Below are 14,637 nucleotides of genomic sequence, written 5' to 3'. Positions count from 1 at the left end.
TTATTACTTATTCCATTTTGATTTAGCCCATTCGCTATTTTATCGCGCCTGGCGATAGACGCGCTCTCGCCCGGCCTCTAAAGTGAAGCTTCCTGAATGATATGGAGCGCGACATTGCATGACTCTTTCCTCTGACCTGCTTGATGATGCGCTGCGCTGGCGCCACCAGTTTCATCGCGAACCCGAACTCGGCTATGAGGAACATCGGACCAGCGATAAGGTTGCGCATGAACTTGAGCAGGCGGGCCTGCAGGTATTTCGTGGTCTTGCCGGGACGGGCGTGGTTGGCACCCTGAAAAATGGAAGCGGACCGGTCATCGGCCTGCGTGCCGATATGGACGCGCTGCCCATCAATGAAAAAGGCGAAACCGCCTGGCGCTCCAGTAAACCTGGTGTGATGCACGCCTGCGGCCATGATGGCCACACGGCGATTTTACTGGCGGCCGCCAGACAGCTTGCCGCCACGCGTCAGTTCAGCGGCACGGTGCATTTTATTTTTCAGCCTGCGGAAGAAAACCTCGGCGGCGCCCGGAAAATGGTGGAAGAGGGATTATTTACCCGTTTCCCCATGGATGCTGTCTATGCGATGCACAACTGGCCCGGCCTGCCGCTGGGATCGCTGGCGGTTAACGCCGGTGCGATGATGGCCTCACTGGATGCGTTTGAAATTACGCTGAGCGGTAAAAGCTGCCACGCGGCCATGCCGGAAAGCGGTGCCGACCCGATGGTGGTGGCAGCTGAACTGATTCTGGCCCTGCAAACGATCCCCTCACGTCGCCTTTCTCCCCTTTCCTCAGCCGTGGTGAGCGTCACGCAGATTCAGGGTGGTGAGGCAATTAACGTGATTCCCGAACAGATCGTTCTGCGCGGCACCGTGCGCTGCCTGCAAGACGATGTGCGCAAACGGGTTCATGCGCTTATTGATGATTTTGTCACTACGCTGCCGAAACCCTTTGGCGTCTGCGGCGCGATTCGCTGGCTACCTGGCTACCCGGTGACAACCAACCATACAGGCCCGGCCCGGCAGGTTCACGACGTTGCCGTCAGTACGCTGGGGGAAGAGCAGGTGCGGTGGCAGGTGAATCCCTCTATGGCCTCTGAAGATTTCGCCTGCATGCTGGAAGCCTGCCCGGGGGCCTATTTCTGGCTCGGTGCAGATGGTGCAACCCCATCCGCCCCCTTACATAATGCTCACTACGATTTCAACGATGCGCTCATCCCCACCGGTATCCGCTTCTGGCAAAACCTGGTTGAGCACGCCCTGCCACAGGCTCACCGTTAAAAACCGGCCGCCGCCAGTTTCTCAAGGCCGGCTTCCCGCGAGGCGCACTGACCGCTTGCGCGCAGGCAGCAGGCAATTTGCAGTCGCAGCGCCTCTGGTAGAGGGCGCTGGTGATTCAGCACCTCTTCCGTCCACCGCGCTGTCTCGGCGGCCGACTTGTCGGCGGGCAGCGGCACCGCTACCTCCGGCTGTCTCTCTACCCAGACCTCCGCCTGCTGTGCTGCACCGCCCACATAGCTGATGGCCGGGCAGCGCTGCGGATTGGCATAAACCTCACCTTCGGTCCCGTTCAGCAGAATCGCGGGGGCATCGATAGCGCTAAAAAAGGTCGCCACCCGTGGAACATACTCCGGGTGGGATACGCTTGACAGGCGCAGGGCCTCGCGCTCACCAAACGGCGTGGCCAGCTTCGCCAGCGTGTGGGCGCTGTTACGCACGCCCATGCGCCAGCGTAACGACAGCTGTTTTGCCATGGGTGGGCAGAGGTGATCGATGGTAATAAAGGCCAGCTCACCCCTGTCGAGCTTTGCCTGTGCCTGTTCGGCCGTAGTGACCGGCACGATCCCCAGCGCGGCAAAGACCGCTTCGCTGGTCACGCGCGTGGCATCGTCACTGACGCCGTGAACCAGCACGGGCAGACCGAGCCTGTTAAGCACCTGCGCCAGTAATGGGGTTAAATTTCCCTGACGGCGCGCACCGTTATAGCTGGGAATGACCACAGGCATGGGACGACCGCTCGGCGCCTGCAGGCGCATCACACGCGACTGCATCGCCTGATAGAAGCCGCGCATTTCTGCTTCGCCTTCACCTTTGATTCGCAGGGCGATTAAAATACTGCCCATTTCAAGATCCGGCACCTCGCCGTCCAGCATTGCGCCGTAGAGTGCCAGGGCACTGTCGAAATCGATATCGCGAGCATGGTTCTTACCGCGCCCGACTTCTTTGATAATTTTATTCAGTTCCATCACGCATTTCCGCTCAGTGGCAACGACTTAACGCCGCTTCGCACGCGGTTTGCGCGTGCCGGGATTGGGTTTGGTGTTTCTGGCCTCGGGTTCAGGCGTGACCGGCTGCTCAATTGAAAACACCGGCAGCGCCGCCAGCAGCCGACTGCCGTAAGCTTTACTCAACAGGCGGCGATCGTAAATAACAATCTCGCCAAAACACTGATGGCTGCGGATCAAACGCCCGACCTGCTGAATCAGCGTAAAAGAGGCGCTGGGTAAGCTCTGTACCTCAAACGGATAACGCCTGAGGCTCTTCAGCCATTCGCCCTCGGTTAAAATTACCGGACTGTCTATGGGCGGAAAAGCAATTTTATGGATATGTACCTGACTGAGCAGCTCACCTTTTAAATCCAGCCCTTCCGCAAACGACTGCAGGCCGATGAGAATACTGGTATCGCCCTGCTCTACCCGTTTGCGGTGCAGGGCGATCAGGCGACTGCGGGGCTGATCGCCCTGCACCAGCATCATCAGTCGTAATTCTGGCAGCGCCTCGACAAACTGTTGCATGGCGCGCCCGCTGGCAAATAACACCAGCACGCCTTTATGCTTTTCTGTCTGCATTTGCTGGCGGAAAAAGGCCGCCATCTCCGCGATGTGCTCAGCCTCATTCGCCATCAACGGTTCGTAGCGCATCTGCGGGATCACCAGCTTGCCCTGATCGACGTGGCTGAACGGCGACGCCAGTGCCACAAAACGGTCGCCCGCCTTTTCATTCAACCCCGACATTTCCTGCAGGCGGCTAAAGCTGTTCAATGAGCGCAAGGTCGCGGAGGTCACGACAACGTGAGGAATCTTGCGCCACAGCATTTTTTCCAGCTGATCGCAGACGCGAATTCCCGCGCAGTGGAAGAACAGGTGTGCCTGACCGTCGCGCAGTTCACGGGTTATCCATTTTGAAACGGGCGCACCAGAGGCTTTTTCCATCGCAGCCAGTCGCCACAGCTTGCTGACTGATTCAAACCAGCCAAAGTGGCGGTTGAGCTGCAATAAATTGCGGTGCAGACGCACGAGATCGACGCTTCCGGTTTGTTCACTCAAGGCGTTAATCAACCCTTCGCTGAGCCCACGTAGCCCGTCGCTCAGCTTGAACAGCCGGGCGCACAGCGCCAGCAGCTCGTCAGGTAAGGTGCCCAACACGAAACGAAACTCGCCGGGCTGATTGTGCGGCGGAAGCAATGGGCTTAATGCCTCACTTATGGTGGCAAGGCGTTCGCGCAGTTCATCACAGTGGGCTTTAAGACGTTCGGGATTAGCCAACGGCGGGGGTGATTTGGGCCGCATCTGGCTCATAATCGCCTCCACCAGCTTCACAAACAGATCGAGCTGCAGGCTGGTCCAGCCGGGCGTGATATCGGCGCTCATCTCCAGTGCATCACGCGCCACTTCAGGCAGGTGATGCCCTTCATCCAGCACCAGCATCAGATTTTTGGCCGGGGGCAGCACCGATTCGTTTTCCATGGCCGCCATCACCAGCGCGTGGTTGGCTACCACGACATCGACCTGCTCGATTTCCCGCCGGGCAACGAAAAACGGACATTCGCGGTACCAGCGGCAATGCACGCCAAGGCAACTGGCTTTGTCAGTAGACAGACGCTGCCACAGGCTGTCGCTGACGTTCTCCTCGCTGTGATCGCGCAGGCCATCCCACTGGTAGCGATCCAGTGACTTTTGCAGCCGTCCGCACTGGATCTGCTCTTCTTTGGTGCTGCTGACCGCTTCGTCATCCAGGTAGAACAGCAAATCGGCCTGCTGATTATCGTCTGCGACCAGCGCGGCCAGATTGCGCGGACACACATAGCGCCCGCGCCCAAAGGCCGCAGTAAAGGTGAGATCCGGAATGATTTTTTTAAGCAACGGCAAATCTTTGCTGAAGATCTGATCCTGCAAGGCGACGTTGGCCGTGCTGATCACCAGCCGCTTCTCTTCCGCGCGGCTGACGGCGATGCCCGGAATAAGATACGAAAGCGTTTTGCCCACGCCAGTCGGCGCTTCTACAGCCAGGTGGCGCCCGTCATCACCCGACAGACATTTCGCGACCTCCGCGATCATCTGCCGCTGAGCAGGACGGGGAATAAAGTCTGGCACCTGTTGCTGCAGCGCTTTATACCACTGTGCGATCTGGCTTTTTAATGCTGCTGTCAGGGCCATGTTAAGATTACCACTTTACTCGATGGCCTGTATTTTTACACAGTATCGCAGTGACGTCAGCTTTCGGGTCTTTTTTTTCGTGCTGGCTTCAGAAAAGGCCTGCTCGTGCTGTCGGGTCAACAGCAGGCCACAGCCGCCGTATCGTGTTGTCGCGTGTTGCGCAGGGATAAGGCGGCGGCCCGAAGGCCTGTACTTCAGCCGCCGTGCGAATCCAGCACCTTAAACATCACCGTGGTCGCGTCCAGTTTTCCCTCAATAGACTGCGCATAGGCAGGAATCTCACCCGCAACCTGCCAGTGCAGCGCGCGATAAAGATCGCTGGCCACGTCCCCGGATCGGGTGTCCAGCACCAGCAGGCGCTTTCCCTTCTGATACGCCCGCTGTTCTGCCTGCTGCATTAACCTGCGCGCTATCCCCTGCCGCCGCGCCTGCGGATGCACGAGCAGCTTACTGACTTCGGCCCGATGGCTTCCATTGGGCATGGCGCTGTCATTGAGCATCACGGTGCCCACCACCCGGCCATGCTGGCGGGCAACCAGCAGTTCACTCTGGCCTTTTTCCAGCGCGGCAAGCTGATTTTGCCAAAAAAGGGTCATCACACTGATGTTTTCAGGATCGATAAAACCGATGCTGGCACCCTCGGCCACACAGGCCTGTAAGACCTGGGCCAGTTCGGGTAAAACCTGTTGTGCCTCAGCGGCGCTGAGTTGTTGATACGTCATCATGATTTGCAGACCACCAGTAAGTAGCGGGCACCTTCAGTAAGATGTGCCTGAAAAGCGGACGCGCCGCTAAGATGAAAACGCAGGCTGTCGCCGGGTGCTAAGGTCCAGCTCTGCGCGCCCATGGTTATCGTCAGCTGTCCCTGTTGCATCCAGATATGTTGTTCCATGCCCTGTAGCGGTGGCGCGTCGTATTCGACGCGCGCGCCGGGCCGCAGTGTGCCTTCGATCAGCTCACAGCGGAAATTATGGGCGGGCGGTGAGACATTGCGGCGGCTAAATCCACTGACTTCGTCGTTCCAGATCGGCTGGCGCTCGCGAGGGATCAGGAGATCGCTTTCCGCTTCCACTTCACTCAGCAGGCGCGACATGGTCAGACTGTAAGCCACACACAAACGATTAAGCAGGGCAGCCGTTGGGCTGGTTTCAGCACGCTCAATACGCGATAATGTGGGCCGGCTAATGCCGGTGGCGGTTGAGAGTTCATCAAGTGACCAACCCTGCTTCATCCGTAATTCTGCAAGGCGGGCTGCTAAGCGTTGCTCCGTATTATCAAAAGACATGTTTCATCTCATTTATGAAAAATAAATCTCATAATTGAGATAGAACAACAATTAAGCGCAGCCGTCAAGTTGTACATCTAAAAATTGGTTGTACAACTTAACAGGCTTCGTTATGGTGTTTTAACTCAGGTCAGTTTAAAGAGGTAAATATGACCTTATACAGTATCGGCGATGTCGCCGAACGCTGTGGCATAAATCCGGTTACCTTACGCGCCTGGCAACGACGTTATGGATTATTGAAACCACAACGTACCGAAGGCGGTCATCGACAGTTCGATGAAGAAGATGTTCAGCGTATCCAGGAAATCATGCGCTGGATTGAAAGTGGAGTACCAGTAGGCAAGGTCAAAGCACTACTGGAAGGTGGAGATGTTGATTCCAACGATGGCTGGACCGCCATGCAGGACGAACTCATCAGCATACTGCGCCATGTAAGACCGGCTAAGCTACGCAACAAGATCGCTTTAATTGGTCGCGAACATGCGGTTGATGCCTTGATCGATCACGTTTTTATGCCCATAAGGCAGAAACTCAGCCTGGATCAGAATACAGCACGGACAATGTGCAGCCTGCTGGATGGCATCCTGATCGACTACGTGGCTTTTTGTCTGGCAAGCAGTCGCAAAAAAGCCGGTAAAGAAGCGCTGATTATTGGCTGGGGCATTGAAGATCGCACGCGCATCTGGCTGGAAGGATGGCGACTGTCGCAGCACGGCTGGCGCATCGACGTGCTTGCCGAACCGCTTGATGTTCCCCGGCCCGAGTTATTTCCGGGGCTGAATATGTTTGTTTTTACCGGTAAAAGACTGACGCGCCGTCAGCAGGAACAGCTGGCACACTGGCAGGAACAGGGATTCTCTGTACGTTTGCACGACGCACACTGAAATAAAAACGCACGCTCGGCACTATGACGGCTGCCTTGCGCGCGCTATTATCCCCGCCTTGACGTAAACACCCTCAGGTTAGTTATGAACTGGAAAAAAACATTTTTTGCCACGCTGTTTGCCATTATGGCTATCGGCGGCACCAGTGGACTTATGCTGGTCGGCTATTCACTTATCGTTCATTCACGCTAAGACGGCGCTGCAGCCGTTCAAACAGGCGATCGCTGACGATCGCTAACAGCCCGACCAGCAACGCGCCTTGTATGACATAGGCGGTATTAAAGCCGCTCAGGCCGATGATGATGGGCGATCCCAGGCTCTTTGCCCCGACGGTAGAGGCGATGGCCGCCGTGCCGATATTGATGATGACGGAGTTACGTATCCCGGCAATGATCACCGGTGCCGCCAGCGCAAGCTCAACCTGCCACAAACGCTGCCAGCCACTCATGCCGACACCCACGGCGATCTCTCGACTGCTGGCCGGGACGCTGTCCAGCCCCGCCAGTGTGCCCTGTAAAATTGGCAGCAGCCCATAAAGCAGCAATGCCACCACGGCAGGCCACGCGCCAAATCCCATGACAGGCACGGCTATCGCCAGCACCGCCACCGGCGGGATCGTCTGACCGGCGGCGGCGATGGTTTCCAACAACGGGCGAAAAGCCCGTCCCGCAGGGCGAGTGACCAGCACGCCGCTGCCGACGCCGATAACAACCGCCATCAGGCTGGCGGTTACCACCAGAAAAAGATGTGCCAGGGTGAGCTGCCAGAAACTGTCCTGCTGATAAAGCGGGCGGGCCAGATCGGGAAACCAGGCGGCAAACACGGGGCCGCTGTAGGGCATGACCGCCAGCAGGCTGAGATAAAACAGGACCAACCACAGCAGAGGATCGGCTAGCCGTCGCATTGTTGAGCCTCTGCGTGATGAAGGAGATCGCTGAAGTAGAGCACGCCCAGCGGTTGCTGATGCGCATCTACGACGGGCAGTTTATCCGTGCCGCGGCTGATAAACTGTGACAACGCTTCGCGCAGGCTCAGCGTCGCCGCCAGCGGCTCGGCATCCAGCCATTCCCCACGACGTACTGCGCGTCCCACCTGGCCAAGCGCCAGCAGACGCAGCCCTATCTCGCTGCGCCCCAGAAAATCACGCACAAAGTCGTTGCCTGGTCGGGTCAGCAATTCAAGCGGTTTACCCTGCTGAACGATCTCACCGTCGTCCATAAGTACAATATTGTCGGCCAGCGTCAGGGCTTCATCAATATCGTGCGTGACCAGCACGATGGTGCACCCTGAGGCACGGTGAATGCGTAACATCTCCTGCTGAAGCGCAGTGCGCGTGACCGGGTCCAGTGCGCCAAAGGGTTCATCCATCAGCAGTACGTCAGGATCCGCCGCCAGCGCCCGCGCAACACCAACGCGCTGCTGTTGTCCCCCGGAGAGCTGATGCGGATAGCGGCGAAGTAATGCCGGATCCAAATTCAGCAGTGCGATCAACTCGTCAATACGTTCGCGCCTGCGCGCTTTTGACCAGCCCAGCAAAGCAGGGACGGTGGCCATGTTCTTTTCAATCGTCCAGTGCGGAAACAGACCAATCGACTGAATGGCATAGCCGGTACGGCGGCGCAGCGCCTGGGCATCCATCTGACGAATAGATTCGCCTGCAAAGCGGATTTCCCCTTCATCGTACTCCACCAGACGATTAATCATTTTAAGCGTGGTCGATTTACCTGAGCCCGAGGTGCCCAGCAGCACGGTAAAAGTTCCTTTTGCGATGGTCAGCGACAGGTTTTTAACCGCGGCTTTACCCGCAAAGAACCGGGTGACGCCATCAAACTGAATCATCTTTTCTCTCCAGCAGGGAAATCAACAAGCGGAATAACGCATCCAAAGTCACCGCCATCGCAATCACCGGGATCACGCCTAACAGCACTAAGTCCAGCGCGTTGCTCAGCAGCCCCTGGAAAATAATCGCGCCGAATCCGCCTGCGCCGATCAGCGCCGCCACCACGGCCATGCCCAGTGTCTGCACCACCACCACCCGTATGCCCGACAACCACACCGGCAAGGCCAGCGGCACCTCCACGGCGAAAAACTGCTGCCTGCCGCTCAGCCCCATGCCGCGCGCACTTTCGCGCACGTCTGGCGGCACCTGTTGCAGTCCGGTTACCACGCTGCGCACCAGCGGCAACAGGGCATACAACACCAGCGCGATCAGCGCGGGCGCCATGCCAATGCCGCTGATGCCCCAGGCACCTGCCCAGGGAAAGCGTTTTGCCAGCCCCGCCAGTGGGGCAATGAGTAAGCCAAACAGGGCCACGGAGGGCACCGTCTGAACCACATTCAGCACGCCGAAGACGCTGCTTTGCCAGCCGGATCGCCGGTAAAGCACGATGCCCAGCGGGAAAGCAATCAGTAAAGCAGGCAGGACGGTGGCGGCCAGTAGCGTCAGATGACGCAATAAGGCCGCATCAAAGACCGACTGGCGGTTGGCATATTCTTTCAGTAACGACAGGTCGTCCAGCTGGCCGCTGAACAGCAGCCAGAGGGGAAGGATCCATACCAGCAGATTCAGCACCAGTTGCCACAGCCTGCGGCGGGTGAGCGCACGCGCGGTATCGGTGATCAACAGTAGCGTCAGCGCGCTGCCGCACCACATGCCGCTCGCAAAGCTGGTTCGCGCCAGTCGGCTGCCCTGCCCGGCCAGCACCCTGGCCTGGTCGCCGCTGAGCCAGATCATGACCGCCAGCACCAGCCCGGCGCTCATTAACTGCAACGCGCAGCGAAACCCCGTCTGTCTGGCCCACAGCAGTAACCACAGCAACGCCAGCGGGGGCAGAAGCGCCATGCCGTGCGACATTTGCCAAAGCATCACCGGCTGGCCGGCAACCAGACGATTGGCCGCAAAGCTGACAAACGGCAGGCAGCCTGACGTCAGGCTCAGTAACATAATCAGTACCAGCGCCACCGGCTGCTGTCGAGGCCGGGATATCGCCTCCCGCGATAGCCACATCGGTTACAGCAGCTTTTTCTGTTCTAACCACGCTTTCGCCACGCTGCTGGCGTCCTGCCCTTCAACGGCAATTTTGGCGTTGAGCTGCTGCAATGTCTTTTCATCCAGCGCACTGAAAACGGGTTTAAGCCATGCAGCCATTTGCGGGTAAGCCTGGAGAACCGCTTCACGCACTACTGGCGCAGGCGCATAAATGGGCTGAACGCCTTTTGGGTCACTGAGCGTTTTCAGGCCCAACGCGGCAACTGGGCCATCCGTACCGTAAGCCATGGCGGCATTGACGCCTGACGTTTGCTGCGCGGCTGCGCCGATAGTCACGGCGGTATCGCCCCCGGCCAACGATAACAGCTGATCCTGTTTTAACGTAAAGCCATAGGCTTTTTCGAATGCGGGAAGCGCATCACTGCGTTCGATAAATTCCGCAGAGGCAGCCAGCTTGAACGTGCCCCCTTTTTTCAGATAGGCGCTGAGATCGTCAAGGGAGTTAAGGTGATTTTTCTCCGCGACGTCGTTACGGACTGCGATGGTCCAGGTGTTGTTCGCCGGCGCGGGCGTCAGCCACACGAGGTGATTTTTTTCGGCATCAAGTTTTTTCACTTTTTCATAGCCTTCGCGGGCATGCTTCCAGGCACTGTCTTTTTCGTCATTAAAAAAGAAGGCTCCGTTGCCGGTGTATTCCGGGTAGATATCCAGTTCGCCCGCGGTGATGGCGCCCCGCACCACCTGGGTTGCCCCCAGCTGGATTTTGTTAACGGTCTTGACGCCGTGCTTTTCCAGCACCAGCAGGATGACATTGCCCAGCAGTGAGCCTTCAGTATCTATCTTGGAACCCACACGCACCGGGTCGGCCGCGTGCGCCGTTCCCAGACTCAGCAGTAAAAGGCTGATGCCGGCCAAACCGCGAATGTTTGCCATGATGCTTTCCTTATTGATGTATTTATCTGGAAGTACGGTTGGCCGTAGGGATAACCTGACAGGCACGCCCACCGTTTTAGAGGTTGCAATAAAAGCGTAGCCTGGCAATCGCATTCCGCGATCTGTTTTGTCCTGAAATCAGATGCGGCTAACCCTGACCGCATCGGCCAGGGCTCGGTGATTAAGCCGGGAAAGTGAAACTGTCGAGACAGGCAGGAATACGGGGAAAGGTATGAAGGAACCAGGGCGTAAACTGCTGGGGCTGCTGCTGCATTTGCTGGGCAATATCCTGCATTGAGCGGTAGTCAAATGCATCCGCCTCCTGCGGATTAAGCACGGGCAGCGCGTCGCTCACGGCAAAAAAGACATGGCCGTACTCGTGCTCTGTCAGGCCATTACTGAGTGGCAGGTTATAGCTCAGTTCGAAGACAGGCGTCAGCGACAGGATCATGCCCATTTCTTCGCGCAGACGGCGTTCTGCCGCCTCTTTAGTCGATTCATGAGGATAAGGATGACCGCAGCAGGTATTGCTCCATAATCCGCCGCAGTGATATTTGTCACTGGCGCGACGCTGGAGCAGCAGCTCCTGCCGGGTGTTAAAAACGTACACCGTGACAGCGCGGTGCAGTAATCCTTTTTCATGCACTTCCAACTTTTCCATTTTGCCGGTGGGACGATCAAGATGGTCGACGAGGATAACTTCAATAGCAGACATGAGGATTCCTTGAGTGTATTCCTCATTATTCTGGCACAAGATTGGGGAGGTTGAGGGGATAAAATTGTGCTGTTTATGCACAAATCTGTCAGACGGCAATGGCGATTGTCGAAAACGTCAGGCCAGCGGGCGCTGGCCTGACTGTGAATTACAGTTTGAAGCTTTGTACAACCTGTTCCAGTTGCAGACTCTGGGCTTCCATCGCCTGCGCGGCAGAGGAGACCTCTTCCACTAAGACGGCGTTCTGCTGCGTGGTGCCGTCAAGCTGAGTAATGGCAACGTTAACCTGTTCGATGCCCATGCTCTGCTCACGACTGGCGGCCATGATCTCGCTCATTAGCGTAGTGACGCTGCTCACGCCCTGCACCAGCTCGTCCATGGTTTGTCCTGCCTGTTCGACCAGCTGACTGCCTGCATCGATATTCGCGACCGACTCCTCGATCAGTTTTTTGATTTCACGTGCGGAGTTGGCCGAACGCTGCGCCAGATTACGCACCTCCGAGGCGACCACGGCAAAACCACGGCCCTGCTCGCCAGCACGCGCGGCTTCAACGGCGGCGTTGAGTGCCAGGATATTGGTCTGGAAGGCAATGCTGTCGATCACGCTGATGATATCGACGACTTTACGCGAAGAGTGGTGAATTTCGCCCATCGTGCTCACCACCTGACGAACCACTTCCGTTCCGCGCGACGCCACTTTAGAAGCCTCACCCGCCAGCTGGTTCGCATGCGTTGCGTTGTCGGCGTTCTGGCGTACAGTGCCGGTCAGTTGCTCCATAGAAGCCGCCGTTTCAACAATCGAGCTGGCCTGCTCTTCCGTACGCGAGGAGAGGTTGGTGTTGCCGCTGGCAATTTCACGCGACGCCGCAGAGATGGCCAGGGCGCTGCTGCCGACCTGCTGCATTAACCCCTGCAGATAGCTGATAAAGTGGTTAAAGCTCTGCGCAACGGCGTTAAATTCCGGGCTGTTACTGGCTGGCAGACGCTGCGTGAGATCCGCGCCCCCTGTCGACAGCGCTTCGATATTTTGGTTGAGCATGCTCAAACGCTTCATCATGGCGCGCATGAAACCCAGCATGACCAGCAACAGAATAATGGCCAGAGGGATCTGCACCAAACCCAGGCGCATCAGCATATTGTGGGACTGGGCTTTCAGCAGGCTGGACGGTACGCTGCTGGCCAGATACCACGGGCTGCCCGGAATAGCCTGCAGAAACAGCGTTTGCTCGCCATCGTTGCTGCTATAGGTTGACTCTGCGGACTTTGTCCCCGCACTGGCAAGCATCGCTTTCAGCGGCGCAGCCATAGGATTTTGCAGATCGCTCAGGTTTTCGAGTTTCGGCGTGCCGTTAACCAGCGCCGCGTTACCCACGACTTTGCCGTCAGACTCAACGATCAGGACGTCTCCATGAATCGCCTCGCCCATCTTTTTAGCCAGTTGGTTGAAGAAACCCAGCGTAACGTCGATGGTGGAAACGCCCCAGACTGTCCCGTCGCGGTAGATTGCCATGGCACAGTTGGTACGCGGCTGTGGGCTGGCGGCATCCTGATAAGCTTTAGCCCAGGCGCACTGCCCTTTCGGCGCGGCCATGCCGTCTTTATACCAGGGCTGCTCCCAGTATTTGTCCGCGGCTTCAGAGTTCCAGTAGGTGTTAACCTGAAGCTTGTTGCTGGCGTCACGTGCAAAAAAGCTGCTGTCTTTCTCTTTACCCGCCTCGCGACGATGGGGTAAAGGCCAGATACCGCCACCGAAAACGTTACTGTCCTGATACTGGTTAACCAGTGCAGGTAATAAGGTGTCGATGGCGGCGCTGTCGATGACCGAGGCGGCCTCGGTAATGGCACGTTGCTGTGCCTGAACACGGTTCATTTGCTCAACGATGCCGGTTGCCAGCGAATCCACCTGATAGCGAATCAGGCGGCTTTCATTGTCTACCAACTGAGGCGCGACAAACTGGTTGATCACCCAAATAGTGACCAACACTAGCGCAACAAAAAAACCGATAAGCGTTGCTGTGAAGCGGGATTGCGTGGTCTTTAACATCATTGTTCCCCTGGACCTTTTGCGGCGCTATTGCCTGATCGGGGTTAACGGCACGGCAAGGGGGAACTTGAGTAGACCAGATCACAAATTTAACAAGTCTTTTAACAATAAAGATATTTAGTTACGCCAGGTCAGTAACTTTTTCCACCAGGCGGAAAAATCGCCCTGTCTCCGGCGTTTATTCTGTGTTCACGACCTGTTCACGCGGTCGAAATATGTGCGTATTTCCCCCGGCGGTGAGCCGTTCACGCAGATGCTGCCCGCCCTGGGCTTCGCTCTGGGCAAATTGCCGTTCCGCTTCGGTTACCGGCGTGGCCCACAGCAGCGTGGGTCTGTCGCCATCCTGTCTCGGCAGCGCGAACTGGGCCTGTTCCGAGGCCAGCTCGTTGGCTAACAGGTAGCTTTCGAATCCCACCGGTGCCACCTCAGAGGCCAGCGTATGGCCTTCACCCAGCCAGGTCAGCCGCGCCCACGGCAAATGGACAAATTCAGCCAGCGCGCTGGCCATCTGGACCGCATTGCTTTCTGTCATGACTTCGCCATCGACCGCCATCGCCAGCTCTGCCCGGCGGTACTGCGGGGCCAGCTCATCGAACAGAAAATCAACCTGCGGCATGGGGCGAATGCTCATGCCCAGGGTCAGAAAGTACCAGATGCCGTTATGGTAGTGCTGAGAGAGCGCCATGGGCGGCCAGTTGCCCTGATCGATCGCATAGTATTTGACCGACTCGCCAAACTGCGCCTGATAACAGGCCAGCAAGTCCTGTTGCACCTTGTCCCATTGGCTGCCGTCATGCCATTCACGCCAGAACTGGCGCTGCTGTTCGGCAAGGGCATAGTAATGATTGGTCGAGGCTGAACCGAGCGGCGCGGTCAGACGGTTTTTTTTGATACAACCGGCGGAGAAACTGACCTGTTTATCCTGGTAAAGGCTCCAGCCAGGAATCACGGCAAGAAGTTGCCCGTAGTACCACAGTGCCGCTCCCGCATCTCCGGGTTCCCAGAGAATTTGCAGACCTGCGGGATCCAGCGGCGGTTCAGCTTCCAGATTACGGCAGTATTCTGCACTCAGCAGGGGGGCAATGCCCTGTTCCATCGCCTGGTGATCTTCCTGAACCGGCGCAGGGAGCAGGTTTCGTAACCAGCAGCCACGCACCGCAAACTGGCTACGAAACAGATCGGTTGGCCAGATATAGAAATAAGCAGTCCGCGCATCCTGTTCGACAATTGCCGTCAGGGTGCGCTGCTGATTGTGGACTTCAGCAATCAGTGATTGATACGTCATAGCGCCTCGACAGTACTTGAGGAATCCATTTTCCCCGAGGATAGAGCAGGATCACGTCTGCTGCC

The 14,637-nt window shown here is 57.3% G+C and carries 13 protein-coding genes; 2 read left to right on the top strand and 11 right to left on the bottom strand.

The annotated features are described in order from the left end of the window. Nucleotides 1-118 precede the first annotated feature (118 nt). Complete coding sequence (locus tag ACPXSQ_RS02290; protein ID WP_024470907.1) at nt 119-1,282, top strand: M20 aminoacylase family protein; 1,164 nt, start codon at nt 119-121, stop codon at nt 1,280-1,282. On the opposite strand, the gene ybiB is transcribed toward ACPXSQ_RS02290, so the two are convergent. The 4 genes from ybiB to ACPXSQ_RS02270 all read right to left on the bottom strand — a co-directional run bounded on the left by ybiB (nt 1,279) and on the right by ACPXSQ_RS02270 (nt 5,722). Next, on the bottom strand, nt 1,279-2,247 hold the full coding sequence (ybiB, locus tag ACPXSQ_RS02285; protein ID WP_014593253.1) for a DNA-binding protein YbiB: 969 nt from the start codon (nt 2,245-2,247) through the stop codon (nt 1,279-1,281). The two genes, ACPXSQ_RS02290 and ybiB, sit on opposite strands and share 4 nt — an antisense overlap. 27 nt (nt 2,248-2,274) lie before the next feature. Further along, nucleotides 2,275-4,437: an ATP-dependent DNA helicase DinG gene (gene dinG, locus ACPXSQ_RS02280; RefSeq protein WP_014593252.1), complete on the bottom strand. Its 2,163-nt coding sequence runs from the start codon at nt 4,435-4,437 to the stop codon at nt 2,275-2,277. 194 nt (nt 4,438-4,631) lie between these two features. Then, nucleotides 4,632-5,162 carry a GNAT family N-acetyltransferase gene (locus ACPXSQ_RS02275; RefSeq protein WP_072137902.1) on the bottom strand — a complete coding sequence of 177 codons (531 nt, stop codon included), beginning with the start codon at nt 5,160-5,162 and terminating at the stop codon, nt 4,632-4,634. Then, nucleotides 5,159-5,722, bottom strand: a complete 564-nt coding sequence (locus ACPXSQ_RS02270; protein WP_072137901.1) for a helix-turn-helix domain-containing protein — start codon at nt 5,720-5,722, stop codon at nt 5,159-5,161. The genes ACPXSQ_RS02275 and ACPXSQ_RS02270 overlap by 4 nt, the downstream gene beginning before the upstream one ends. A 149-nt stretch (nt 5,723-5,871) precedes the next feature. Between ACPXSQ_RS02270 and ACPXSQ_RS02265 the strand changes: the two genes are divergently transcribed. Next, entirely contained in the window at nt 5,872-6,606 is a 735-nt protein-coding gene (locus tag ACPXSQ_RS02265) for a MerR family transcriptional regulator (protein WP_013025143.1), read from the top strand. A 172-nt stretch (nt 6,607-6,778) separates the two neighbouring features. Here ACPXSQ_RS02265 and ACPXSQ_RS02260 read toward each other — a convergent pair whose 3' ends face one another. The 7 genes from ACPXSQ_RS02260 to ACPXSQ_RS02230 form a co-directional block, all read right to left on the bottom strand. Further along, entirely contained in the window at nt 6,779-7,510 is a 732-nt protein-coding gene (locus tag ACPXSQ_RS02260; protein WP_072137900.1) for an ABC transporter permease, read from the bottom strand. Further along, complete coding sequence (locus ACPXSQ_RS02255) at nt 7,498-8,445, bottom strand: ABC transporter ATP-binding protein (RefSeq protein WP_013025140.1); 948 nt, start codon at nt 8,443-8,445, stop codon at nt 7,498-7,500. The genes ACPXSQ_RS02260 and ACPXSQ_RS02255 overlap by 13 nt, the downstream gene beginning before the upstream one ends. Then, the gene (locus ACPXSQ_RS02250; RefSeq protein ID WP_042677795.1) at nt 8,432-9,613 is read right to left on the bottom strand and encodes an ABC transporter permease; all 1,182 of its coding nucleotides are present in this window, start codon (nt 9,611-9,613) and stop codon (nt 8,432-8,434) included. The genes ACPXSQ_RS02255 and ACPXSQ_RS02250 overlap by 14 nt, the downstream gene beginning before the upstream one ends. Nucleotides 9,614-9,616: 3 nt before the next feature. Next, the gene (gene osmF, locus ACPXSQ_RS02245) at nt 9,617-10,528 is read right to left on the bottom strand and encodes a glycine betaine ABC transporter substrate-binding protein OsmF (protein ID WP_014606256.1); all 912 of its coding nucleotides are present in this window, start codon (nt 10,526-10,528) and stop codon (nt 9,617-9,619) included. A 181-nt stretch (nt 10,529-10,709) separates the two neighbouring features. Next, entirely contained in the window at nt 10,710-11,243 is a 534-nt protein-coding gene (gene idi, locus ACPXSQ_RS02240; RefSeq protein WP_014593247.1) for an isopentenyl-diphosphate Delta-isomerase, read from the bottom strand. 148 nt (nt 11,244-11,391) lie between these two features. Further along, on the bottom strand, nt 11,392-13,287 hold the full coding sequence (locus ACPXSQ_RS02235; protein WP_026021034.1) for a methyl-accepting chemotaxis protein: 1,896 nt from the start codon (nt 13,285-13,287) through the stop codon (nt 11,392-11,394). 178 nt (nt 13,288-13,465) lie between these two features. Continuing rightward, on the bottom strand, nt 13,466-14,572 hold the full coding sequence (locus tag ACPXSQ_RS02230; protein WP_072137899.1) for a suppressor of fused domain protein: 1,107 nt from the start codon (nt 14,570-14,572) through the stop codon (nt 13,466-13,468). Nucleotides 14,573-14,637: the final 65 nt, after the last annotated feature.

This window comes from Pantoea sp. EEL5 (assembly GCF_049892805.1).
Taxonomy (GTDB): Bacteria; Pseudomonadota; Gammaproteobacteria; order Enterobacterales; family Enterobacteriaceae; genus Pantoea; species Pantoea ananatis.
Note: the sequence above shows the minus strand (reverse complement) of the source record. Positions and strands in the feature narration are given on the sequence as shown.